Consider the following 25,184-nt stretch of genomic DNA (forward strand, 5'->3'; position numbering starts at 1 on the left):
CGAGGAGCTTAGAATGATCCAAGACCGATTAAACAACCGACCCAGAAAACGATTAGGATTTAAAACACCGAGTGAAGTCTTTATGCAATCTTTAAACCGTGTTGCACTTCGTGTTTGAATTCACCTTCTATAATAGGCAGGCTTTGTAGCTTAAGCACCCCTGTAAACTTTTTGGGTGCAGGCTGCTAAAAGAAGCAATTTCGCAGCATTTCATCTTAATTTTGTAATACGAGCACCTTTGGACCTAAATGCAAGTTATTGAAGCGGGCAATATCGCTAGAGATTATTGGAAAAATATGTGGGCAAGAAGAGAATTGCTCTATTTTCTAGCCCGCAAAGACCTGCTCGTTCGCTATCGCCAGACCCTGATTGGCATCGGCTGGGTGGTTATAAGGCCATTTTTGACCATGGTAGTCTTCACCGTCATTTTCGGATCAATTGCCAAACTTGACTCCCAGGGGCTTCCTTATGGGTTTATTGTTTTTGCAGGTGTAATACCCTGGTACTTATTTGCATCCACATTAACCGAAACCAGTAGCTGCCTTCTTGCAAACGCAGGGCTACTGACTAAGGTATATTTTCCTAGGCTCATTTTTCCGACAACCATATTTGTTACCTGTTTAGTAGATTTCTTGGTGTCATTCGTGCTTTTACTATGCATGATGGCTTGGTACCAACTTCCACTTTCCCGGGAAATTTTTTACCTTCCGATTTTCGTGCTTGCTCCTGCATTTTTTGCGCTGGGCCTAGGAATGATGATGGCCACACTCAATGTGCGTTATAGGGATTTTCAACAGCTCATTCCTTTTATTTTGCAGTTGGGTATTTATATTTCACCTGTAGGCTATCTTAATCAGACTGTACCGGCTCACCTAGAGTTTTGGTACTCACTCAACCCCATGGCCGGGATCATCAATGGCTTTCGTTGGTGCCTCATGCCAAACTCCATTACTCCTTACTGGCCAGGTGTCGCTTTTTCTTGCGTTATCAGTGTCATTATTTTGCTCTTAGGTATTAAGGTTTTTCGCTCAGCCGAAGCACGCTTCGCGGATACAATTTAATCATGGGATACGCTATCAAGATTGAAGGTCTTTCTAAATGCTATCGCATTAGCCATCTTGCTCAATCGGGCTCATTGCGTGATGCATTGGATAATCTTAAAAATAAATTTTTTAACGTTCGCCTCAAAAAACCATCTGAGCATACCCAATCATCGACGCCAAGCGTAGAAGAATTTTGGGCACTTAAAAATATTACCCTTGAAATTCCTAAGGGCGTAAAGTTAGGAGTGCTTGGTCACAATGGCGCCGGCAAATCGACCTTACTTAAAGTGCTTAGCCATATTACTGAACCCACCGCAGGCAGAGTCCTGATTAACGGCAGGATCTCAAGCTTATTAGAAGTGGGTACAGGATTTCACTCTGAACTCTCTGGTAGAGAAAACATCTTTCTTAACGGCGCAATTTTGGGTATGAAACGTGCCGAAATCATTCGAAAATTTGATGAGATTGTGGCGTTTTCTGAAATTGAGCAATTTATTGATACACCTTTTAAGCGTTATTCCTCTGGCATGCAAGTGCGATTGGCTTTTTCTGTTGCAGCCCATTTAGAACCTGAAATTTTAATTTTGGATGAAATTTTGGCTGTGGGTGATATTCCATTTCAAAGAAAATGTCTGCAAAAAATGAAGGAAATTAGTGATAGTGGTGCGACCGTCATTTTTGTCAATCATGGCATTGACGCCATTCGGGAGTATTGTAATCAAGCAATTGTGTTAGAAAAAGGTAAATTGGTTTTAAACACGACCGATATTGAAGAAGCGATTGCTCGCTATACCCAACAATAAATCCGTACTACCTTTATTGATATAAGGACGCCATGATCGTAGTAGGACTAAAAGGTGGACTGGGCAATCAACTCTTCCAATTTGCTCTGGGTCGGCGCCTAGCTATCGAGCATGGTTGCCCATTAATTTTAGATGACCGCGCTCTCCAATCAGACCCTCTTCGTAACTTTGCCTTAAATCAATTTCAGATTAGCCAGTCCTTAGCAAAGCCTCTATCCTATCCACTGCATGGCGTAGGCGCTTACCTCAATCCTTTATATAGATCATTACCGTTTACCCAGCCACTCACGATCGCCAATGAAAATGGCTTTGCTTTTGATCCTCAAGTTTTAGAGTGTGAGAGTGGTACTTACCTTAATGGCTACTGGCAAAGCGAGCGCTATTTTTTACCGATTCGCCAAACCTTATTGACTGATTTAGTACTTACAAAACCGCTCAGTACAGAGCAATCTAAACTGGCCGAGCAAATTAAAGGGGTCAATGCTGTTTCATTACATATTCGCCGAGGCGATTATGTGTCGGACTCCACAACCAATTCATATCATGGCTTGTGTGATCTCAATTGGTATCACCGCGCAGTAGAGACCATCGCTCAAAATGTTTCCAATCCACACTTTTATATTTTTAGTGATGACTATGCATGGGCTACAAAAAACGTACAGCTAAGTCACCCCACCCACTTTATTGAGCCTCAAAAAGATGGTCATGAAAGCATTGATATGCATTTAATGTCTTTATGTCAACACAATATTATTGCCAATAGCTCGTTTAGCTGGTGGGGGGCATGGCTTAACCAAAACCTACAAAAAAGAGTCATCGCGCCAGCCAATTGGTTTGCCAATGCGCCGCACGATACGCGCGATCTTATCCCTACAAGCTGGCAGCGCTTAGCATAGAACCAAACAATCATGCCAAACAATTATTGACCCCACTATGCTGGCCTACTACCTTCTACTGATTGTCAATCGCTCCCCTCTGCGGTGGCGCAATCGTGTGCGCAATCTGATTTTTTCTACGTTTGGAGGCACTCTATCAAACCTAGATGTTTATCGCCAGTGGCTCAGCGCAAAAGAGTATTTTTCTAATCCAAATGACAAGGTATTTGTACCTGTTCCATTCAGTAGCGTTAGTCCAGCAGTTACTCCAGCAAAAAAAATTGCCATCCATTTTCATGTCTATTACATTGATCTGGCTAAAGAAGCCCTCGCATATTTTGAGCGGTTTCCAGTTAGCTTTGATTTATTTATTTCATGCACTAGCCCAGAAGATCTAGAGTACTGTATCAATCTTTTTAAACATTGCGCTGCCATTGGGGATATTCAAGGCAAAGTAGTGAAAAATCAAGGACGGGATTTAGCGCCATTATTTTGTGATTTTGCAAAAGCAATGATGCAATATGATTATTTTGCTCATATACACACCAAGAAAAGTTTAGAGGTCAATGCAATCGGTGATGACTGGCGAAAATATTTATTGAGCAATCTATTGTCTTCAAAAACAGTCCCCAAAATATTGACGCTCTTACAGTCTTACTCTATTGTTTACCCCAAAACCTTTGATCAAATCAGTTATGAGCATTGCATTTGGGGAGCGAGCTATCTAAAAGGCTGCGAACTCTCAGTGCAGATGGGCCTGCAAAAACCCAGCGATGGATTTATTCAATTTCCAGTCGGCAGCATGTTCTGGGCGCAGGTCAAAGCGTTTACCCCCTTGTTTGACCTAAACTTGACTACCGAGGATTTTGAGAAGGAGTTGGGGCAAACTCATGGCACGCTTGCCCATTGTCTTGAAAGGCTCTTAACCATGGTTCCCACTCAAACCTGCAGCCCAGCAGCCATTACCTTTGAAGAGTAGTCACTGATATGAAGCTATCGATTGCCATTCCTACCTATGAAATGAAGGGCCAGGGAACTGCTTTTTTGCGTCGTAACCTAGATTCAATTAATCGACAGGTTCTTAAAAAAACCATCATTGCTGAAGTCGTCATTAGTGATCATAGTCAAAGCAATGAGATTGAAGACTTTACAAAGCAGTACTTAGCAAACTTTCCAATTAAGTATTGTAAAAATACCAAGCTGCGTGGAAGCATCTCTGCTAATACGAACTTTGCCATTGAGCAATGCACTGGTGACTACGTCAAAATATTATTTCAAGATGATCTGCTGGTAGAGACAAACTATTTAGAGACCATTACCACTTTACTTTTAAAAAACCCCGTTGATTTTATTTTGACTGGGGCAAGCCATACCAGCAATGGCATCGATTTTTTTGATACGATGACCCCAAAGAGAAACGAATTTATTTTATTTGGCGAAAATACCATCAGCTCGCCATCGACTTTGACAATAAGGCAGTCTTTCATCCAGGAAATTCGATTTGACGATCATTTGAAGTTGCTGATGGATTGTGATTTTTATCACCAACTGTTTTCCTCTCATCACACTTATCTGCTAGTGCCCGAAATTCATATTGCCAATGGTGTCTGGCCAGGCCAGACACATAGTAATTTGAATGGAATAACAGTCATTCAGGAAGTCACGTATTTACTTTTGAAATACCAGGCAGATGATATTGTTCAAAAACTAGAAGACTACGCGAAATTTTTAAAATCAAAAGATCGACATCTCGCGAACTCACTTTATCAATTAGCAGTAAATACCAACGATCACTACAACCCACTTTCGAAAATAATTCGTAAACTGAAATTTAAGGTTTGTTAAATAAATCCGATGCTGCTAATGGCCAAGTACGCTAACAAGCGTTTTTTGCAGGCCGCTGGCAAAGGAGTGCTCAGGGGCCCATCCCAACTCCTGCTGAGCACGTTCAATCGATAAAATATTGGTTGAGACGTCAAAGGAGCGTGACTCGTGATAGCGACAATCTGCCTTTTTATCTAAGGCGGACTCCATGAAGAGAATAATTTCATTCAAACTCAAACCCACTCCTGAACCAATATTAAAGACTGACTCACTACCCTGATAATCAATTAAATGCTTCACAGCCCGAGTGAGGTCATCGATATATAAATAATCCCGGACTACTGAGCCATCACCCCAGATCTCGATAGGCTGATTGTTCAACATGCGACTTAAAAAGACACCGACAGCACCTTGTGCTTGATTGGCCAATTGAGAAGGTCCGTACGGATTAGACACTCGCAAAATATGGGCTCTTAAACCATATAACTTTTCATACAAAAGGCAATATTTCTCAATTGCCAACTTCGTAATCCCATAAGGAACCAATGGATTGGTAGGATGATTTTCATCTATCGGTAAATATTGAGCCTGCCCATAGACTGTCCCACCAGAAGAAAAGTATAGTAATTTTTTTACCCCTGCATCCCTAGCACAGTCCAATAATTGCAGGGTGGGCACGGCATTACTAACTAAATCATAAGATGGATCTTCAAAAGATTGCTTGGGTAAGGTAGTAGAGATGAGATGCAAAATGATATCGCTGCCAGCAACGGCCTTCTTAACATCTAAGCTATTAGCAAAATCACCTGCTAACCAAACTGCCTGATCAAGACCAAACGCATGAGGATTCATTTTTGCGCCAGGCCTGTCAAAGATGCGCACTTCATTACCTTGGCGCAGCAGGCTACGCGCAATTTGCGCCCCTAAAAATCCTGCCCCACCAAAAAGAGTAATAATCATGCCTACTTTCAAATTGAGTCAACCTAAAGAGTGCATCTTAAGAGTTCTGCTACAGAGCGCTACTTAAGTACGCCTCTTTAGTTCAACTAAGCTTTAAGCCCTCAAAATCGTATAAAGAATATGCAATTTTAGCCTGAGACTAGCTCTCCAAAATACTTTTAAAAATAAATTGAATGTTTTTTGGGAGAATGGCAAGCGGTAAGCCAACATGGCAGCATAAATCGATTCCCGATAATTTAAAGCATCTACTGCGGCGGCCGATTTTGTTAGCTTTACCAGCGCTTGCTCACAACGCATGCTATTTTGCTTCACAAAGTCTCTTCTGAGTTTTTTAGCTGACTGTTGATATGCCGCTTTCTTGGTCGATGACAGTGATTGGGGGTGCATTCGGTAACGATAGAGCGATTGATCTAGATTAGTAAAACGCGCCCCTGCCTGGGCAAAACGAATCCATAGAGAATAATCTTCAGCTAGGTAAGTTTTGTCGTATTGCAAATGATGCTCACTCATAAAGCTTTTTCTCATCATCACTGAGCCATGTGCAAAAGGAACCGTCGTGGCTAAGCAAGCAAGAATACTATCTTCACTGAAGGGAATCTGGGCATCTGAAATGATTTTTCCATCAGATTGCATCGTAGACCATCTTGTGCCACAAAGATCGATATAACCCTGCTCCATTGTTGCAAATTGCAATTGCAGTCGATTGGGCTCACTAATATCATCTTGATCTTGTCTTGCTAGATATGTTCCGCGCGCCTTATCAATACCTACATTTAAGGCGCCCACTAAACCCAAATTGATTGGGTTATGAATAAGCTCAATACGCGAATCCTGGTAGGAATTAATGATTTCTTGGGAGCGATCAGTCGATCCATCATTGATAATCAAAAGCTCAAAATCAGTAAAAGACTGATTTAAAATACTATCAATGGACTCGCGCAAATAAGCCTCGCCATTAAACACAGGAAGAATGACACTGATGGCAGGATGATTGGACATCAATCTATTTTGCCAACTTTGTAAAAGCAGCAGAAGAAATACACTTTTTACCAAGCAAAATCATGGGCTTTTCAATCCAATTGAACGTCAAACTAGATAGCAGCGCTGTAAGAGATACGACTAGCACTAAGTAGAGCATATAAAACCCTAGCGCCCTTCCTATTTGAGGAAAAACTGAGTCAATACTCTGGGTTATGAATCCCCCTAAAACACCCAGCACAATGAAGTGATTGATATAGGCGCTAAAACTGATTTTTCCCAAGTACTCTATGGGCCTATTAACTAGAACTTTTCCTGCTCCGCCAGCCAGAGAAAATAATAGCCCACCAAAGCAGATAGCAAATGCTAAATAAATCGATATTAATTCATGAAATAGATTGTATGGATCCGGTCTTAATGAAATCAGCACCATCATCAATGTTGAACTATATAAGGTGACGCTATAAACCCACCGAGGTAAGTCATTATGAAATCTTTCAACTAGGAAATAAGTCAATAGCCCAATAATAAATACGGGCATTTGATTAATGATCCATAAGTTGAGTAAATTCCAAGTCAAGTAATCTTGCGTGACATCTGGCCAGATCAATGTCCGGTATAGATAAAAATAGTGCATACAGACTAAAGAGAGTACATAAAAAATGACTAATGCTAAAACGGCCTGCTTCGCATTGCGAATTTGCAGCATCAAAATGGGAAAGATCAGATAAAACGTAAATTCCACCGCAATAGACCAGCCACCTTCAACCACGCTATTAAAGGAAGCAGGATGCCATCCATGCATAAAGATAGCAGTCAAAAAGACTTGATTGGGTGTTACCCCCTCTGGGGCCCAATATTTTGGAGCCCAACCGCTCAAAAACATAAAAAATACCATAGCGAGCCAAAACATCGGAGCTATTCGAAAAAAACGCCGGATATAAAAGCGCAGCGTACCATCATGTCGATGATGCCAAGAAGTAATGAGGGTAAATGCACTCACAACAAAGAATAATTGAACCCCACGCTGGCCTTGATCTACTAGAGCACGCACCACTCCTGAGAGCATGGGCGCTCCAATAGCCACATGAGTAGCAATCACCATCAAAATAGCATAGCCTCGCAAGGCGTCAATATAAGGGAGCGCTAATTCTTTCATGGAAGCGCTATGCGATGAGGTACTCATCATCTTTAGCCGGGAAAATCAATCCGCTTGACTAGCCAATACCGTGCAAGAGCTATATAGAGAAGAGGCATTACCCGTATGCGAATTTTATAAACGATTTTTGAGAATATCTTCTTTAGCGAACCCGCATGATCACCTTCTAGGGGATCAAAAAGACCAGGATGGTCGTATAGACAATACTGAATGTAGGTTTGCCGAACTCGATTATCAAATAGTCTGTAAGTCGCATGACTTGAAGAATGAGAAAAAATATAAGTATAGGCACTCACTAAACTATTCAGAAGTGCTGAAAATGAAACTGAAGTGTCCGCAGGTAATGGACGACAAGAATGAATCACTCTGCCAAAATTGAGCGAAGCTTTTGAAGGCCTCAAAGTTTTTTGAGATTCATATTCAATATTTTCCGCAGAGATCAAAGCCAGACGATCTTTAAATAGATTATTTTTATCAAGAGCATCGGGACGAATTACGCTAGACATACTGTTGATTGTTTCCCGATATATTACTAAGCGCTCTTTCAAGTTCGCTATCGGATAGCGGCGCGCAATTCTTGATATCAACTCATAATCTTCTGGAGGCTGCCGTGCAGGATCAGTTGAATACATGCCAAGCTCTTGAAAAACTTGGCTTCTAAACATTAAAGAGCTGTGAACAAATGGATTATTAAAAAGCAATTCAAACCGCAAGGTTGGACAGTCAACTGGATGAGCATGATGCCGATTAGAGGCGCTTTCTTCGGACCAAATATCGGCTCCAGTACCGACCATCGCGTAATCAGAGTTAGCCTCTAAAAACTCAAATTGCTTTTGCAGGCGAGTAGGTAAAGAAATATCATCATGGTCTTGCCTGGCAATATAACGGCCCTTGCATAGAGCAATGGCTCGGTTCAAGGTTTCTGGCAAACCAGCATTTTCCTGGAAAACCAAACGAATACGAGGATCATCATAAGACTCTAAAATTTTTCTAGAGCCATCGCTAGATCCATCATCAAAGATGATGAATTCAAAATCAGTGAAAGTCTGAGTCAAAATACTCTCAACTGACTCACGTAAGTAGCGCTCACCAAAGTACACCGGTAATATTACGCTGATGAGGGGATTTATCATTTGGTCATTTTCCCAAATTACGCTTTACTAGCTAAAATAGAGCAAACATTAGAAATCTTTGCTTCGTAGGTTTCCTGCGCCAGTGCTTTTTGCTGAAATTGGATCAATTCTTTGGCATCCGAGTCGCTCATTGTGAGAATCTCCTCGATTAATTCCCCAATATTTTCATTTGCAATTGCCCAAGGATATTGAATCTTTGAATGAGATGAATTGATTGCTCCAATGCGTCCATAAGAGACCGCCTTAAATAGGCGGCAAGGAGTATAGCCATGCTCTCTTTGCCAGTCGCCCACAATTGAGGCCCCAATAGCTGAATGTCTGACATAAATAGGATTAAAAAATTCAGGGGCACCTTTGACACATTTAAATTGGATTTTATGCTCTTGTAGTAATTGTTTATATTCTGTAATGACGCGTGTATTGCCCTGACCCAGCGCGTTATCCCAAATCGTTCCCACAAAATACTCTGATTTTTTTAAAGGGAAATTAATAGGCGCCATAAAATCTCTAGCAAGAATCGGTGTGCCCCAAGACTGATACAGTACATTGCCCAGGGGATCATAACTGGCAGCGCCATGCAAATAAGCATCTAACGGCCTTGGTTGTTCGCGTCCTTCCTGAAAGCGATCTACCGTCAACACTTGAATGGCAAGGTACTGAGCAGGATCGAGCTTTTCAATAAATTGCTCGCTGATATTGTGTAGGCAGTATTTCACATCGGGTCGAGCAGGCAAAAATTGCGCTGCCCGATCAACTGCATACACTAGATCGCCCCTTCTCAATAAATCGATATTGGATTTAGCATCATCAATCCATAAAACTGGGATATCGAGTTTTTTGAGTGTTTCGTAAAGACCTTTATGAATAAAGTAAAAGGTATCGTTAAAGGTGGTTTTTAACCCCCACAACACTACTCGTCCTACATCCAACATTTGAAGTTGACTAGTGAGCTGCATTTCCAACTCTAAAGCGCTTTCGATAGGAACTCAATTTATCGGCAAATACATAACTTAGATTAAATACCAATGCCGTAAAGTCTAGAAACAAAAGAGTCAAGAAATTGGTTAATCTTGAAAATCGTTGCGCTATACGCGCACGAATTTGGTCAAACCAAATTTTGAAAGATAGTAGATTATTTTTGGGATAACAGCATAAGACATTGTCAAAATAAGAAAATTGATAATTTGGATTAATCGATCTAACAAACTGCTTAACAGTATCCTCTTTGAGAAAATCAAACATCCAAGTATCAAAACATTGGCGATCATCTATCAAAATGATGTGGTCTTTTCTAGCATGCTTGCTAATTAAGCCTAACTCAACCATTAAAGGTGAAAAGGTCTGAGGATCCTCTGAGACCCCATCGACCAAACTTGAAGATCCAAAAACAGTAGATGTATCAGACTCTGGCATAGCATGGCCATCTAAGAAAAAAACTGCTCTTGAGTTAATTTTCTCAAGAAATATAGCTAGCGCTTTCTCTGATGGGGCATGTACGATTTCAACATTATTAACATCAAAAATACCCCTAGCACGCTCAACTAATTCTGCGTTAATCTCACAAGAAAATACTTTCTTAAATCCAGCCTGTAATGCTCTGGACACGCCATCGCCTAAATAAGTACCCGTTTCAACTAAGGTAGATGAATATGGAGAAAAATATGAAAACAATTGAACTGAGCTTGTCATAAGATCCTAATAATGATTAAAAATTACTTGCGATAGTATGAGAGCCATTCTCGAACTTTGCTCCAGACAATATTTTTCTGCACTAGCCGGTTTTCTAAACGCTGGCATTTTTCATGTGAGTTAAGGTAAAGCTTTTTATAGATCTCTACCTCTAATTCTTTATTACTACCAGCAAGAAAACTGTCTATATCTAATAATTCTGTTGAGGCCTGACGAATAACTTGATGTTTTTTCTCCAAATGCAAAATAATGGGTGCCTGAGTAGTTTGCTCCCCTTCAGGCCAAGCGTAGAGCGGAGGCAGAGCCTTGCAATGATGCGCTGAGAGGTATTTGTTCAAATAAGACTCGTCATGCCAAATCGGAATATTACCCGCCCTTAAGTCTTTATCCACCATGGCCGAAAGAGATCGAATCAAAGCGATAAACTGTTCTTTCTTACCACCCCAAAAACAGCCCTGGAAATATTCTTTGCGCAAGGGCGGAGGGACATAGCAACTATCCTGTCTATCAATTTCAAAAGCGCCAGGAGAGTCTATATATCCGGGATGACAAACCGCCATCAAAGGATGATCAAAAAGACTTACTGATGGAGCTGAAACCACTCGCATATCGGCGTCCATGTAGAGTAAAAAATCATTCTCCACTAGACTCGATAAGTATTTTTCCATCCAACGATAACGCAGCAAGGTGCTAAATGGCCAGCCAAAATGCTCAATAGGGACATTGTTGATGCCTGCAATTTCGGTAGCGGTGTCTGTAAAACAATAAAAATTGATCTGATATCCCGGAAAGTTAAAATAGCGATCAACTGATGCCTTTAAATTTGGAATAAATTCCTCAAAGTATTTCCCTGTAGCAATCGTGATAATGCCAAGTGTTTTGATGGGTCCAGTATTGTTCATGGGCAATTAAAATAGTTTTCCTTATTGTAACTTTTATGCCCAATTTCCTTGCTTTTTCCACCTTTTACAATACATTATTAGGCTATGAGTAGTCCAAAAGTTAGTGTCATATTGCCCGCTTTTAATGCTGCAGCGCATTTGGGCAAAGCCATTGACAGCATCCTTAGTCAATCATTTAACGACTTTGAGCTCATCATCATCAATGACGGCTCCACAGACAATACCTTAGAGGTGCTGGCGAAATATGGGGATCCCAGGATCAAAGTTATCACACAAGAAAATTTAGGCTTACCTAAGGCATTAAACCAGGGTCTGGCGATTGCACGAGGCCCCTACATTGCAAGGCAAGATGCTGATGATATTAGTCTGCCAACTAGACTAGAAAAACAAGTCCAATTTTTAGATCAAAACCCAGAATATGGTCTTATTGGCACATGGTCACAAATCATGACCCCAGCGGGCCTAACCGATCGTCAACACCTGCACCCAACTAGCAATGGGCAAATCCAAGTTCAATTACTAATGAATAATCAATTCGTACATAGCTCGGTTATGTTTCGTGCAAGCTGCTTAAAAACGACTGGCCAATATTCTGAAGACCCAGAACATTTTCCACCAGAAGATTATGACCTCTGGCTCAAGATTGCTAAGCATTTTATGGTCGCCAACCTCCCCGAAGTACTGCTGCAGTATTTAGAAGAGCCCAATAGTATTTCACGTACCAAACTAGAACTGATTAATACCCGAGCAGCGCTCATGTCAGAGCAAGCCATTGACTCTATTCCAGGCCTGCATGCAAATCCTAATCTGATTAAGCTTTTAATCCAAGCTAGCAACGGCAGGGTAAGCAAAATTGGCTTCATGCAATTTATTCGCCTACAAAATGCAATATCAAAAATACAGGCCTATATGAAAAATCGTTTTCCTGGTGAAGAAAATAATATAGCCAAAGGAATTACTTTTCTCAGAAAACAAGCAACTAAAGCTTTTATAAAAGCTCACTTACCCGATTAATAACGAATTTTTATACGCTAAGACATCGAACTTTATGACTGGATTACACCCATCCTTACCCACAGTTGATGTCGTTATTCCAGCTTATAACGCCGAAACTTTTATTGCCAAAACTTTAGAGTCGGTTGCCAAACAAAGCTATCCCATTCAGAGCGTGATCGTAGTCAATGACGGCTCTATTGATGATACTGAGGCCCGCATTCTTCAGTGTATCCAATCCTTTCCACATCTGAACATTATTTTGATTAATCAAGAGAATGCTGGATTATCTGCCGCTCGTAATGCTGGCATTCGACGCTCAGGCGCAGACTATATTGCGCTTTTAGATGCCGATGATTTATGGAGCTCTGAAAAGCTATCTAATCAAGTTCAATTATTTTCCAATAGCCCTATGAACCATTTGGGAGTAGTCTATTGCGCCTATTTACTCATCAATGAACAAGATCAATTGCTGTCCTCAACCCCCAAAAGCGTGATCGCACCAACGCTTCGTGGCAATGTTTATCAAAAATTACTATTAGGTAATTTTATTTCAGGAAGCGGTAGCAGCGTCCTGATTAAGCGCTCTGTCTTTTCGGAAACAGGTCTCTTTGATGAAGATCTCAGGGCTTGTGAAGACTGGGATATGTGGATGCGAATTGCAAAAAAATACCAGTTTGATTTTATTAATGAGCCTCTAGTATCGATACGAGTCCATCAAAATAACATGCAAAAAGATGCGATGCGTATGCTATCTGCTGAACTGATGGTGCTGAATAAATTTACCGAATGTGGCGAAGAAAATACTTTTTTACTTTGGAAAATTCGCACTTACTTGATGAATAAAGGCCTTAACGCCTCCTCTATTCCCGGATTTGAAAAGTGTTGCACTAAATTACAATCGCAATTGCGTGGCTGGCGCATGGATATAGCCTCTACCCTCTTGGCCCCCTTGCGCACTTTAGCGAACAACTATCTTAATCAGAAACATAAATAGCAGCAATTGACCAAGGGTTAGCCAGTAAACAAATCTAAGAATTGTTGTCCCATCGCTTTCCAACAACCTTGCCCCACAATTTATATGGCAACTTTAAGAGCAGCATAGCCATATTGGAATAAATTCCATTTTCTTTGCAAGCCCGCACTATTTCTTTGTTCAAAATCCAATTCCTGGAAATACCTGCTGTACTGGCTCCACCAGAGCGCATGCGCACTACCGGTTTTGGGAAATATGCATAAGATGCTTTTTGAATAGCGAGCATTCTAATCAGCATTTCGTAATCTGCAGCGATTTGATAGGTTGTTGAAAACTTCCCAACCGCTTGATATAGCTCGCGTCTAACAAAAACCGTTGGATGAGCCGGCATCCAGCCAAAGCGAAATTTATCAGGATGAAAATGACTGGAATCGTAATAGCGTAAGACCTTGTTATCGTCGTTTTGATCAACCAAAATCAGGTCCGCAAATACCACTTGGGCTTTTTCCTTTTCCAATAAAGCCATTAAATCACTAATGACATGAGTATTTATATATATGTCATCGGAATTGAGAATGCCGATGACATCACCAGTGGCCATAGCAATGCCTTTATTCATCGCATCGTACATACCCTGATCTTTTTCAGAAATCCACTTGCTGATACGATTTTCGTATTGGCGAATAATCTGAACAGTGTCATCACTCGAATTACCATCAACGATGATGTATTCAATCTCCGGGAAATCTTGACTTAAAACCGATTCAATAGTGTCGGCAATCGTCTTGGCACTATTAAATGAAACGGTAATGATGGAGACCTTCAAGACCCTACCTTTGCGTGAGCAGCCAGATCAATTCCCAAGACATTTTTCACCGCTATTACTGCGCCCACTTGATGCTCTTTCATGTAGCGCTTCACCTCGGCAACTTTGCAATCTACTAGATAGCGATACCAAAGCGCTTGGAAAAAGTGAAATTGGGTACCCCTGCTGCCATCCAAGAATCCCAGCATAAAAACATAACGCCAGGTGAAGTAGGCGAAAGATCTTGCACCGCCTGGTAGCTTTGCATAAATATTTTCTTTGATCCAGCGCTTTAGGCCAATAGAAGGGTTACTTAAACTAAGGGTAGCTACAGAATTCTGTTGTGCAAATTGATATTCTAGATTTAAGAGGTCTACTGCTTCGCGACTAGAGTAGCCATTGTGCTTTTCAATCCACCAAGCTAAGGAACGCAGATTGTCATCAATCATGGCACCAGAAAGTGCAATGGTTTGACCCTCAACCTTAATGTGTTCATCCATCCAGCGGGATTCCGATTGGCCAAAGCCGTAGCGAAATAAACGCATAACCCGATTTTTTCCAATGCCACCAAAACGAATGAGTTTGCCCTGAAAGGTCATCTTGCGTATACAAGAAATACCATTAATCTGAGGCGCTACCGTTATCAAAGTAGCTTTGATCTGGCCAACTAACTCTGGGGTGAGTACTTCATCCGCATCAATGCGCATCACCCATTCAGTTTGAATAGGTAACTGAGCTAATTGACCTAGAGCCCAATTGACTTGAGTAGAGTGAGAACCATCCCAAGTATGTTGTAATACAGTTGCGTCAAAAGACTGAGCAATTTCAACGGTGCGATCTGTTGAAAAACAATCGACCACCACAATATTTGGCGTTAACTGCGAAGCGCTCTCTAGACATCTAGCTAGATGTAGCTCCTCGTTGTACGTCAAAATAATAACTGTTAATTTCATACTGATGTCGATTGCAATAGTTTATGAGCGCTCACGCAATGCCCATTTTAAGTAATAGGTTTTCATCCAATAGACAAAATGAGCCCAGAGCTTAGGATAGCCATTTTTAATCAAGGCATGGCGATATTCACCTAAAAGTACTGGGAGATGGGCATCACTACCATAAGGCTCATTCACAATCAAAGCTCTATCATCCGAGTAAATCGATAAATGGGTGCGGTTAATGCGCAAATAATGCTCAAAATCAGCGGCAAATCGATAAGTCTCATCAAAAGGATTTTGCTTTAACAACGCATTGGAATAAACAATGGCCTGGTGTGAGGTTGGCATAGACCAAAAACGCCAACCATTAGCACGTGGCTTACGTTGAGTATTGCGAATCTCAAATCCAAAAAGAGCTAAATCATGGCCAGCCACTACTTTCATGAAATCCAGTGATTTGATCTGAGGCGAGAGGATATCGCCACTATTGAGAAAAAGAATATAGTCACCTCTAGCAAGACTGATACCTTTATTCATAGCATTGTAGATGCCAGTATCTATCTCTGAGATCACCACATCATCCTGAATCATAAACTGATTGGCCAACTCAACCGAGCCATCAGTTGAAACTGAATCAATACATATCCATTGGTAATTTCGCTCACCCAAAGACTGAAGAGAGTTAATCGTCTTTTGCAGCCCTATTCTATTATCTTTATTGATTGTGACAATGCTTAGCATGGCTTATCTAGTAGAAGTTGCAAAGGCAGGAAACTTAGCTGGCTGTGTATGTTGGAGATACACATAGATTGAAATCAACACACCCCAGAATGCCAGGCCATTCGAAAAGCCACCGACAGAAGTAGCAACACAAGCCATCGGAGTCAAGGTGATGATCGCTAAGCGCCAGCCCATCTCTTTTTTAACGAGCAAGAAAAATAATATTGGCACCAAGAGCGTTACATAAATACCAAATTGATACATAGCGCGGGTGTAAAAGGCTTGTAACATCAAAGGGTCACAATTATTGCTGTTCCCAGTGAACCACTCTGCAAAATCCGGTAATTTTGCGCATACATAACCTGGTACTTTGGCGTAAATACCATAACCAAATGGCTCCTTGAGAATTTCAATGAGGCTATAGTTGTAATGAGACAAAATGGCAGATAAAGATTGCACTCTATCAATCGTATTGACTGGAGCGCTAATATTTCTTCCCTTGCCGATATAGGCCACTGCTAATATTGCCAAACCAATGCCTAAAAGCTTCTGGCGCCACCCTACTGCAAAGAAGTAGAAGATACAAATAAAGGCGAAGGATAAAAGGCCTGATCGACTACCGGCCAGAATAATAACTACTACTAAGAGGATAAAGTCACGTAAACGCCTTTCTCCCAGAATGAAGAATGTGATCGTAAAACAATTAAGATAAAAAGTAATTTCAAAATTATTCTCAAAGATGAAGTAGGGTCTTCTAGTCATCAACTGCGTCAGACCTGCATTCTCTTGTAAATGCACTAAAAATAAATTCCATAGCAAAATTAATGGATACAACACTAAAAACATGCGCACCCACTTACTTAAATTGATTTGAGGTGGATTACGTGAATACAAGGCCAAGATACAGATATAGACAAATGGCTTCAGAGTGACAATAAAATTATTAGGAAATTCTGTTTGTGGTGACTCAGGGGAGAGAAGAAAAAATCCAATCAGGAGAGCCGACCCCATAAAAAATATGGGGGAAACTTCCTGATTAAAATCCTTAAATTTATAAGCCAGATATAGAACAAGCGCTAAATCTGGTAGATAGAAAACCGGGATTGAGCGCAAAAATATAAAGGTATGCATTGCACAACAGGCAACCAAAACCAGCAAGAATTGGCCATGCTTATGAAAAAAACTAGGCACTGTAACGCTTTCTCATGATAGAGACGAAAAAGCTTAAGAAAATTCCTGCCAAAACTGCTAATATCATTAGCTTATATAAATCAGGCTTGACATAAGAGTCGCTCATGCGGATATGTTGAAGCAAGCCTGGCTTTGCAACATTAATAGTGTTTGCAGGATCAAGTCCTGCCGACTTGAGATAATTTTCCTGTATGAGCGTAAGATCATTGAGTACTTTTATGAGCCATAAATTTGCGCAAGTTGAAGTGCGCTGATTGCCCTCTAGGCGTAACGTAAAGGCAATCACATCACCTTGTTGCTTTACCCCCAACTGCAGTGCGTTAATCAATTTCTTACGATTCGCATTGGTATCCTCACCCATACAATCTTTAATAAAAGCTTCAGGGTAGGACATTGGATCTTGGGCAGGTCTAATAAATTCTTGAGGTGAAATCATTAACCTCATTTTTGGTGCATTAGGATCATTGGAATTAGCAGCAGGCACTTTGGGCAATACAATGGAAAAATTGGCCTCATAAATGCGAGGAGACATTACAAAATAAACTGCGGCAATTAATAAGCAAGCAACCTCCAAAATCAAAAATACTTTGAAATTGCTTTTCAACCAATCCATTACTGCCTGATAGCTAATATTCATATATATCTAGTTTTTATTGAGCAACAGTACCCACCCTGGCGAGAATGAGTGATTTTACTTCGAAAAACGCCTAAAATTAGAGGCTTAGGTTGAAATGGTACAGTTAAGCACCGCCTTTCATCTTTTTAGCTAGGCAGGTTTAGCAGCTCATTTAATTCATTAATTTATAGACCCAAAACTTTATGTCCGCTGTACTTATAGCTCTATTTGTCTCTCTAATTGGGTGTTTTCTCATTATTCGCTTTCAGCATCTACATAAGCATGTTACTGGGGATACTGATTTAAGTGGAGTGCAGAAGTTTCATACTAATGCAGTACCCCGTATTGGTGGATTACCAATTTTTATCGCAATTGGATGTGCTCTTATTCCTCGCTGGACAAATGACCTAAATGTTGCCTCCTTTACAACCCTACTTTTAATCTCAGCTCTACCATGTTTTTTAGCTGGCTTACTAGAAGATCTCACAAAAAAAATTGGGGCTAAAGAACGATTGGTAGCTACCATGGTGTCCGCCGCAATCGCAGGCTGGTATTTAGATGCATGGCTCACCAATGTACAAATTTTTGGCATTGATTGGATTCTTTCTATTCCCATCATATCGATGATTTTTACTTGCTTTTGTATTGCTGGTGTAGCCAATTCATTTAATTTAATCGATGGTTATCACGGATTATCAAGTGCTGTGGCAGTTATTATTCTGACAGCACTTGGCTATGTGGCATTCCAGATCAAAGACTATCCAATTATGGTGTGCTCACTTGCTGGAATTGGAGCCATCGTGGGATTTTTATTTTGGAACTACCCAAGAGGCCTTATATTTTTAGGTGATGGTGGCGCTTATTTAATTGGTTTTTGGATTGCTGAGCTTTCTCTATTATTAGTTCTTCGTAACCCCACCGTCTCAAAATGGTTCCCGCTCTTATTATGTCTTTACCCAATCTTTGAAACTGTCTTTACGGTTTATCGAAGGGTAGTCTTAATGCGAGTTAGCCCTGGCCTGCCAGACGCTTCTCATCTCCATCAAATTATTTATAAAAGGGTGGTTCGATGGACCATTGGAAGTACTGAGGTTGAGACACTAACTCAGCGAAATGCTATTACCGCACCCTATCTTTGGCTGCTATCAAGTGTTGCGGTGGTGCCGGCTATTATTTTCTGGAACAATCATATTGCACTCAAAATTTGTGCAGGGCTTTTTGCAATAACTTATGTCTGGCTCTACTGGTCCATCGTTCGGTTTAAAACACCGAAGTGGCTAATTATTCAAAAATAATTATTTCCACTGCACATTTTTAATTTGCACTCCCAAGCGTCTACTATCAGTATTGACGCCCAAATTTCTTGGGGTATAGCAACTGTTTAACTGAAGACGTGCTGATTTGACATGGGGTGATTCGTCATATTCAGCCGGCATATCGAGGCGCAAAGTCATCGGTACATTAGTAGTCCACTCATAATCGCGTACGTTTACTGGAACTTTGCCCCGACCTGGTATCCATACTAACATCTCCAGTCGACCGCTGATAGTGTGTTTTTGAATATTAATTCGATTTGGTAAAGCCACTAATTCAAGACTTTTTGTCCCTTTTGGCAATAACTCCTCCCAAGCGCCCGAGGTCCATCCATCCGGATAGGAGCGCACATCTTTAACAAAACAATCAGCTCCAGCTTTAAAAGGGATTTTCCCAAAAGAGGAGATCACTTCGATTGCAACCCCAACAAGCAGCCCAAAGACAGCTGACAAACCCAATAAACGAGTCCGCACTGAAGCAAGTGGTGCATGAGTTATTGCGTTTGATGCGCCCGCTCCTGAGAAGCTATAGAGAAGCCCCAGCAAAGTAGCGCCTAGTAATAAATTCTCGCGCACTAAAAATGAGTGTGCAAAAATATTTCCCAAGAAAAGACTTAATAAACCAACCGCAGCGGGCAATATCAATTGTTTATTTTGGCAAGTGCGATACGGAACTATGAAAGCAATCGCAAATACAGCGACTCCAACCAAGCCATTTTCAGCAAGTACTTGTAAAAAATAGTTGTGGGCATTTTCACCTCGGTTGAGCTGTAAAAACTCGGAACGGGCAAAACTGATGTTGGAAGATAAGCGATAAAATTCGCCCTCACCAACTCCCATTAAAGGGTAGGCAGAGAACATATTAGCAACCGCGCTCCAAATTTCAAAACGAGAGCCCATCATGCCGCCTAAATCGCTCAAGCTATCTAAGCGTCGACTTTGTATTTGGGTCATCAATTCCCCGACCCAAGCTAATCCAGGAATCGACCCAGCGCCTAATAGGAAAACACAGACTATGGCAATAAAAAAAATGAGTAAAACAACAAAGAACTTTTTAGAGTGGCGATAAAGATAAATTAACCCAATTACCACTAAAGTAATAAATGCAATAATCAAGGAGGCGCGAGATTTACTTGCAATCAATCCCACGGTACAGAGCAAAAAGAGGATTACGATACAGCTCCTCTCAGCCTTGTTCTTGCAAACTAAAAAGTACCCCCAAAGACCGACAACGCCTAAGAGCATATGCGCAGCAAAAGCATGTAAATCCGGCTGCAATCCTATGGCTGCATAACCAAAGGCATCTTTACGAAATTGTAACTGCGCATCAGATAAACCTAGACCAGTTCCTACCTGAATTAATCCCGTGATGGCCGAAATAGCCAAACCCAACATGAGTGAACGAAAAATCCAGGAATTCTTCTTTTCAGAACTAAGAAACTTTAGTGTTGTAATTACTAAGATAATCAGTCCGATAGCAAGTGCATAAGCTACCCAATTACCCAAAGGCAAATAGTCCGCATGCCAGTCCATAGGGCGAAAGTGAATTAGATTAAATAACACCCCCCGTAGAGAAGTAGAAGTTGCTGATAGATAAATGTTTCGAGGAATCGCCAACACAACCGACGCAGTAATCACTAGCATCACTAAACCTAAAGGCCAAGGCGACGATACCAACCAGGAGTTCTGCGCCCTTGAAGAGGATTGATGCTGGCGATCCTTAACTATTAACTGCTTTATTAAATTAGCAAGCAATAACCCAGCCACCAAATCTAAGCCTGGATTTGGCATTGCTAGCGCATTTGTACCCAATAGCGTATTTAGTAAATTCGGAATGCCTGCTGTTAAGGGGAGCAAACCAACCACAAGCGCAAGACCCCAGATTGCTGATAGAAGCCCAACAATGAATGCTAAAAGGAATAGGGCTACTGAGGGCGTCAGGCCATGATAAACAATGTAATAAGCATCATTAACCAAAACTGCCAAACTGGCTATAAACGCACAAAGCAGGCCAAATCCAGCAAAAGAGCGCTCGACTACCCTAAAGAATAGAATTTGACCTGATTTGTCTATTAGATTCATCTGAGGATGGAGCCCTGGCTAGCTGCGATAGTTTGGATCATATTTTGCATATTCTGTATGCACCCTATTTTAGGGGTTCAAAGCAAATTTACGGCAAAATGACTGCTTTAGCAGGATTACACTGCTTTCTACTAATAAATTGATTATTAAGCACTCATTTGAACCCACCAACCATCCTTATTACTGGCGCTAAGGGCTTTACAGGCCTTTATTTGAGGGACGCTGCCCAAAAGTCTGGCCTAAAGGTGGTTGAGCTTGCCTCCAATCTAAATAACGAAGCAGCATTAGAGAAAGAGGTCTTGGCAGCAATGCCAGACTACGTGGCTCATCTTGCTGGCATTAGCTTTGTTGCGTCCAAGGATCATGAGGCCTTTTATCGGGTCCACGCTTTAGGAACTAGCAACCTGCTACAAGCACTAACCAAACTAGAAACCGTTCCAAAGAAAATTTTGCTTGCCAGTAGTGCTACGGTTTACGGCAATAGCGCTAATCATTTATCCGTTGAGGATCAAATCTTAACTCCAATAGACCACTACGCCACCAGCAAAGTGGCAATGGAAGAAATGGCTAAGACTTTTTTTAATTGCTTACCTATTGTCATTGCGAGGCCCTTTAATTACACCGGGGTCGGACAAAAAGGCAATTTCCTAATTCCTAAACTGGTTGATCATTTTGCTAAACGTAAACCATTTATTGAACTTGGTAATTTAAATATTGAACGTGAATTTAATGACGTCAATATGATTTGTGATGTGTATCTCAAGCTACTTGATTTAGGCAAAGCCAATGAAATTTATAACGTGTGCTCCGGACAAGCTCGCTCATTGCAGTTTGTGACGGATACCCTAAAACAGATTACAGGTCACGACATTGAAATTCGCGTTAATCCTGATTTTGTTCGTACTAGCGAGGTCCATCGCATGGTGGGCAATCCTGAAAAGCTAAAACACTTACTAGCTAACAATGGGCTATCGTTACAAGTGCCTGCATTAGAAACAACCTTTAAGCAAATGCTTAATGACTCTTCGAGCCCTTCTGCCTAAGGCTTGCGTGTGAAAGTTGCATTTGGGACCACACTGCTTGATAGAGGTTTAAATGACCCCAAACAAGACGGTATTGATGGAATTGGTCAATATTGCCAAGAACTATTAAAGCAATACCAGCAAATCTCAAATTCCCCTTCAATTTCACCATATTCATTTGGACAACGTCAAAGCCAATGTGGCTCTACTTTACTACCAAGCTATTCAATACATGTCATCGGTGCACTAAGCCAAATTCACTCAGAAGCATTTTTTAAAGACATAGACTTAATTCATTCAACGGATCAATTTATTCCCATTGCCAATAAACCATTACTGGCAACTGTCATGGATGTAATTCCTTTAAGTCACCCACAATTTTTAAAATCTCAGTCACGTTACCACAAGTCTTTTATTTGGAAGAAATTGACACAGCGCGCTGACCGAATAGTTACCATTTCAGAATATTCTAAAACTGAAATTACTAAATACCTTGGCTTTTCAGAAAATCAAATTGACGTTATTCCTCCAGGTGTAGACAAGCGCTACTTCCAAAGAATGACTGATGCTGAAAAAAAGAGAGTTCTAGATTTACTGAACATCAAAACTCCCTTTTTCTTATTTTTAGGATCTATACAACCTCGCAAGAATTTGACTCGCTTGCTAAATGCTCACGCCAAACTTCCCCGTTCACTGGCACGTGAATTTCCATTAATCATCGCAGGAAAGTTAGCCTGGGATGATGGCAAAACCCTAAGGTCTATCGAGCATGCGATTAGTGAAGGTCGTGCTAAGTGGCTTAACTACATTACGGAAGACCAAAAAATTGCTCTACTTCAAAGTGCTACAGGTTTAGCATTTGTGAGCCTTTATGAGGGCTTTGGCTTGCCTATTATTGAAGCCTTTGCATCAGGCCTTCCGGTTATTACTTCCAATTACAGTTCAATGCCCGAAGTTACCAGCGATGCAGGAATCATTGTTGACCCAGAAAACACGCAGCAGATCACTGGTGCCCTATTAAGCCTGATTGAGGATGATTCCCTCTCAAATAATCTAAAAGTCCTAGGTAAGCAACGCTCAAAACTCTTTTCATGGGAAGAGAACGCAAAAAGAACTTTGTCAATCTATCAACAACTAATTTAATCATCCCCAAACCCAGGGCAAGATTGAGCGTTGGCATCAGACTTTAAAGAACTGTATATTGCTAGAGCACTACTACCTGCCAGGCGCTTTAGAGCAAGCGGTGGCACAGTTTGTAAAGTACTACAACCAAGAGCGCTATCACGAAAGCCTTAGCAATTTACCCCCAGCAGATGTGTATTTTGGCAGAGGCCAAGCGATCCTTGAAAAAAGGAGAAGAATCAAAGTAAAGACTATGGAAAGCAGGCGCTTGCAGCACCAACTTAAAACCGTTTAAACTTAAAACCCAATGAGCCAATCTCTCCTTTAATAAATCAACCCATTTGTCTCAAATCATTTGAAGATGGATAGGCGAAATATTTTTTTATTAGATGGGCACTATAAATACAGAAACAATCGCTAAGCGTTGGTAAAAGAATTTGCTTGTCGTAAATTGCGGGATCTTATCGCTTCTCTATTTACCCTTATAAAGACATAACCTAGCGTTAACCCTTTAGTCGTTGACCCCAAAGAAAATAGAACCGATCGTCGCAAGCTAGAGATCGTTTTATTTCTAGCAGCCTTTCAGTAAAGACTCAATCTTACGAAAATTAATTATAGGATCTTTTATACTGTTGCTTCATCAGTTCAATCGCAAACAAAAGAGAAATTGCGGGAAGTAGCCAAATAACTCTACTTTGATATCGGTCAAACACCGCTGAAAGCCCCCCTGTAATCATTGCGTTTGAAATTAAAAATCCTATCAAACTGAAAATTACTAATTGCACTGCAGAATTTTTACATGCGGCGATCTGGCAGAATTTGCTTTTAAATGAAAGATATATAATCACAAAAATAAAAAATCCACTAAGGATGACAACAACGTTATAAATTAAATTTACTAAATTAGTGGCTATATTCACAGTGCCCTGAGACTGGTGAGAACTAAAATAGCTTTGATAACTGTCTGGAAAGTGAGCTAAGAAAAAGTTATTAATCGCTGTTAGATGTATAGTGGAACCAAATTGATTTCCCACTGAAAATACTTTTAATTGATCAAGTGAATTATTCACAAAAGCATTTGCCATTGACAAAGGGTAAGTCTTTATGGTTTCACGGATTATATATGAAGCCTCGTTATTTATAATAGGTAGCCCACCAACTGCATTAATTCCTCCATCCCAAAGCAAGGCATTTAACACCAAGTTTTTTAACTCGGGGGTTGTAGTAAGCCTAAGATCGATCTCTTTTTTAGCTGCCTCATTAAAAAGAGGAAGTGCTGCGCAGGTTTTTAAAGCCTCCTTTGTACAGACCGAATTTAAATACTGTAATCCCGGGCCATCCTCCAATATTCTCGCCAAGAAAATAACTTTCCCCCAGCGATTGAATGTAACCCCTTGGTGGAATATGGAATTTGATGCCACTATAGCCGCAATACTTATAGCAAAAGAGGTTATCGAAATGTATGAGAATTTCTTTATATAACTCCAAGATCTTTTTTGCAGCAATAATAAACCAATCATTAAAATAAATAATGTGAAACCTATCATTAAATTTCCAGAGTGCATACAAATATTCAATATCATTAGTCCTCCAAGTAAAATGATATTTCCATAAGATGCTCTTTCACAATTCAATGCCAAAATAATTATTGTTAAAAAAAGACAGGATGTAAAAATATCAGCTGATATTTGACCAACAAACCAAGGAACAGAAGTCATCATTCCAGTTAAGCAAATCCATAGCAAAGAAATTCTTTGAGATAAATTTGGAAACAAGGAGCTAGCTAATTTCAGTAATAGAAAAATCACCAGGGCTGACTGGAAAATTACCAAACCCCAAAAATCGAGAATCAGGTTAGATATACGAATGAATAATCCATAGAAAATAGGCTTATCCACGGGAGCAACTAAATCGATTCCTGATACCAAATAAGTTAAGGAGTCTGTAAAAATAAGAGGGAACCCATTCCACGTTGCTGGGGCGGTAAAAATGCTAAATGTTACAAGCAACAAAATAAAATTTTGCAATCTATGGTGATTCAAG

Annotated in this window: 24 protein-coding genes and 1 pseudogene; 11 read left to right on the forward strand and 14 right to left on the reverse strand. The window is 40.6% G+C overall.

Going from position 1 to position 25,184, the window contains the following annotated elements; all coding sequences use genetic code 11:
* Positions 1 to 248 precede the first annotated feature (248 nt).
* From LZT22_RS11390 to LZT22_RS11410, 5 genes are all read left to right on the forward strand, one after another.
* A complete protein-coding gene (locus LZT22_RS11390; RefSeq protein WP_233925368.1) occupies positions 249 to 1,061 on the forward strand; it encodes an ABC transporter permease in 813 nt (270 codons plus the stop codon).
* Positions 1,062 to 1,063: 2 nt separating this feature from the next.
* Complete coding sequence (locus LZT22_RS11395) at positions 1,064 to 1,846, forward strand: ABC transporter ATP-binding protein (RefSeq protein WP_233925369.1); 783 nt, start codon at positions 1,064 to 1,066, stop codon at positions 1,844 to 1,846.
* 32 nt (positions 1,847 to 1,878) lie between these two features.
* A complete protein-coding gene (locus LZT22_RS11400) occupies positions 1,879 to 2,742 on the forward strand; it encodes an alpha-1,2-fucosyltransferase (protein WP_233925370.1) in 864 nt (287 codons plus the stop codon).
* Positions 2,743 to 2,839: 97 nt separating this feature from the next.
* On the forward strand, positions 2,840 to 3,700 hold the full coding sequence (locus tag LZT22_RS11405; protein ID WP_233925371.1) for a rhamnan synthesis F family protein: 861 nt from the start codon (positions 2,840 to 2,842) through the stop codon (positions 3,698 to 3,700).
* Positions 3,701 to 3,708: 8 nt separating this feature from the next.
* On the forward strand, positions 3,709 to 4,566 hold the full coding sequence (locus tag LZT22_RS11410; protein WP_233925373.1) for a glycosyltransferase family 2 protein: 858 nt from the start codon (positions 3,709 to 3,711) through the stop codon (positions 4,564 to 4,566).
* Positions 4,567 to 4,581: 15 nt separating this feature from the next.
* Here the strand turns inward: LZT22_RS11410 and LZT22_RS11415 are convergent, their stop codons facing one another.
* The 7 genes from LZT22_RS11415 to LZT22_RS11445 form a co-directional block, all read right to left on the reverse strand.
* A complete protein-coding gene (locus tag LZT22_RS11415) occupies positions 4,582 to 5,505 on the reverse strand; it encodes an NAD-dependent epimerase/dehydratase family protein (RefSeq protein ID WP_233925375.1) in 924 nt (307 codons plus the stop codon).
* Positions 5,506 to 5,598: 93 nt separating this feature from the next.
* The gene (locus LZT22_RS11420; RefSeq protein ID WP_233925376.1) at positions 5,599 to 6,504 is read right to left on the reverse strand and encodes a glycosyltransferase family 2 protein; all 906 of its coding nucleotides are present in this window, start codon (positions 6,502 to 6,504) and stop codon (positions 5,599 to 5,601) included.
* A 4-nt stretch (positions 6,505 to 6,508) separates the two neighbouring features.
* Positions 6,509 to 7,669: an acyltransferase gene (locus LZT22_RS11425; RefSeq protein WP_233925377.1), complete on the reverse strand. Its 1,161-nt coding sequence runs from the start codon at positions 7,667 to 7,669 to the stop codon at positions 6,509 to 6,511.
* Between the two features lie 5 nt (positions 7,670 to 7,674).
* Positions 7,675 to 8,775, reverse strand: coding sequence for a glycosyltransferase family A protein (locus LZT22_RS11430; protein ID WP_233925378.1), 1,101 nt, complete (start codon positions 8,773 to 8,775; stop codon positions 7,675 to 7,677).
* Between the two features lie 17 nt (positions 8,776 to 8,792).
* Positions 8,793 to 9,731 (reverse strand): hypothetical protein, encoded by a 939-nt coding sequence (locus LZT22_RS11435; protein ID WP_233925379.1) that lies wholly within the window; start codon positions 9,729 to 9,731, stop codon positions 8,793 to 8,795.
* A complete protein-coding gene (locus tag LZT22_RS11440) occupies positions 9,718 to 10,464 on the reverse strand; it encodes a hypothetical protein (RefSeq protein ID WP_233925380.1) in 747 nt (248 codons plus the stop codon). Before LZT22_RS11440 ends, LZT22_RS11435 begins: the two co-directional genes overlap by 14 nt.
* Before the next feature lie 23 nt (positions 10,465 to 10,487).
* Positions 10,488 to 11,366 (reverse strand): hypothetical protein, encoded by an 879-nt coding sequence (locus tag LZT22_RS11445; protein WP_233925412.1) that lies wholly within the window; start codon positions 11,364 to 11,366, stop codon positions 10,488 to 10,490.
* A gap of 84 nt (positions 11,367 to 11,450) precedes the next feature.
* Here LZT22_RS11445 and LZT22_RS11450 point away from each other — a divergent pair, with 84 nt between their 5' ends.
* Positions 11,451 to 12,380, forward strand: a complete 930-nt coding sequence (locus LZT22_RS11450) for a glycosyltransferase family A protein (RefSeq protein ID WP_233925381.1) — start codon at positions 11,451 to 11,453, stop codon at positions 12,378 to 12,380.
* A gap of 34 nt (positions 12,381 to 12,414) precedes the next feature.
* Positions 12,415 to 13,356, forward strand: coding sequence for a glycosyltransferase family A protein (locus LZT22_RS11455; RefSeq protein ID WP_233925382.1), 942 nt, complete (start codon positions 12,415 to 12,417; stop codon positions 13,354 to 13,356).
* 34 nt (positions 13,357 to 13,390) lie between these two features.
* On the opposite strand, the gene LZT22_RS11460 is transcribed toward LZT22_RS11455, so the two are convergent.
* The 5 genes from LZT22_RS11460 to LZT22_RS11480 are packed head-to-tail and all read right to left on the reverse strand — an operon-like array spanning position 13,391 to position 17,623.
* The gene (locus LZT22_RS11460) at positions 13,391 to 14,161 is read right to left on the reverse strand and encodes a glycosyltransferase family 2 protein (protein WP_233925384.1); all 771 of its coding nucleotides are present in this window, start codon (positions 14,159 to 14,161) and stop codon (positions 13,391 to 13,393) included.
* A complete protein-coding gene (locus LZT22_RS11465) occupies positions 14,158 to 15,093 on the reverse strand; it encodes a glycosyltransferase family 2 protein (protein WP_233925386.1) in 936 nt (311 codons plus the stop codon). Before LZT22_RS11465 ends, LZT22_RS11460 begins: the two co-directional genes overlap by 4 nt.
* A 21-nt stretch (positions 15,094 to 15,114) precedes the next feature.
* Positions 15,115 to 15,816, reverse strand: coding sequence for a glycosyltransferase (locus tag LZT22_RS11470; RefSeq protein WP_233925388.1), 702 nt, complete (start codon positions 15,814 to 15,816; stop codon positions 15,115 to 15,117).
* Positions 15,817 to 15,819: 3 nt separating this feature from the next.
* Entirely contained in the window at positions 15,820 to 16,986 is a 1,167-nt protein-coding gene (locus LZT22_RS11475) for a hypothetical protein (RefSeq protein ID WP_233925390.1), read from the reverse strand.
* On the reverse strand, positions 16,979 to 17,623 hold the full coding sequence (locus tag LZT22_RS11480; protein ID WP_233925391.1) for a hypothetical protein: 645 nt from the start codon (positions 17,621 to 17,623) through the stop codon (positions 16,979 to 16,981). Before LZT22_RS11480 ends, LZT22_RS11475 begins: the two co-directional genes overlap by 8 nt.
* Positions 17,624 to 17,805: 182 nt before the next feature.
* Here LZT22_RS11480 and LZT22_RS11485 point away from each other — a divergent pair, with 182 nt between their 5' ends.
* Positions 17,806 to 18,897 (forward strand): glycosyltransferase, encoded by a 1,092-nt coding sequence (locus tag LZT22_RS11485; protein ID WP_233925393.1) that lies wholly within the window; start codon positions 17,806 to 17,808, stop codon positions 18,895 to 18,897.
* On the opposite strand, the gene LZT22_RS11490 is transcribed toward LZT22_RS11485, so the two are convergent.
* Complete coding sequence (locus LZT22_RS11490) at positions 18,898 to 20,997, reverse strand: O-antigen ligase (RefSeq protein WP_233925394.1); 2,100 nt, start codon at positions 20,995 to 20,997, stop codon at positions 18,898 to 18,900. It abuts the gene before it with no gap.
* A gap of 158 nt (positions 20,998 to 21,155) precedes the next feature.
* Between LZT22_RS11490 and LZT22_RS11495 the strand changes: the two genes are divergently transcribed.
* The 3 genes and pseudogenes from LZT22_RS11495 to LZT22_RS11505 form a co-directional block, all read left to right on the forward strand.
* Positions 21,156 to 22,040, forward strand: a complete 885-nt coding sequence (locus LZT22_RS11495; protein WP_233925396.1) for an NAD(P)-dependent oxidoreductase — start codon at positions 21,156 to 21,158, stop codon at positions 22,038 to 22,040.
* Positions 22,041 to 22,049: 9 nt separating this feature from the next.
* On the forward strand, positions 22,050 to 23,162 hold the full coding sequence (locus tag LZT22_RS11500) for a glycosyltransferase family 1 protein (RefSeq protein ID WP_233925398.1): 1,113 nt from the start codon (positions 22,050 to 22,052) through the stop codon (positions 23,160 to 23,162).
* A 1-nt stretch (position 23,163) separates the two neighbouring features.
* A pseudogene (locus tag LZT22_RS11505) lies at positions 23,164 to 23,436 on the forward strand (integrase core domain-containing protein); the annotation flags it as partial.
* Positions 23,437 to 23,749: 313 nt separating this feature from the next.
* On the opposite strand, the gene LZT22_RS11510 reads toward LZT22_RS11505, so the two are convergent.
* Positions 23,750 to 25,183 (reverse strand): hypothetical protein, encoded by a 1,434-nt coding sequence (locus tag LZT22_RS11510; RefSeq protein ID WP_233925400.1) that lies wholly within the window; start codon positions 25,181 to 25,183, stop codon positions 23,750 to 23,752.
* Position 25,184 lies beyond the last annotated feature (1 nt).

Source organism: Polynucleobacter sp. IMCC 29146 (assembly GCF_021395195.1).
Taxonomy (GTDB): domain Bacteria; phylum Pseudomonadota; class Gammaproteobacteria; order Burkholderiales; family Burkholderiaceae; genus Polynucleobacter.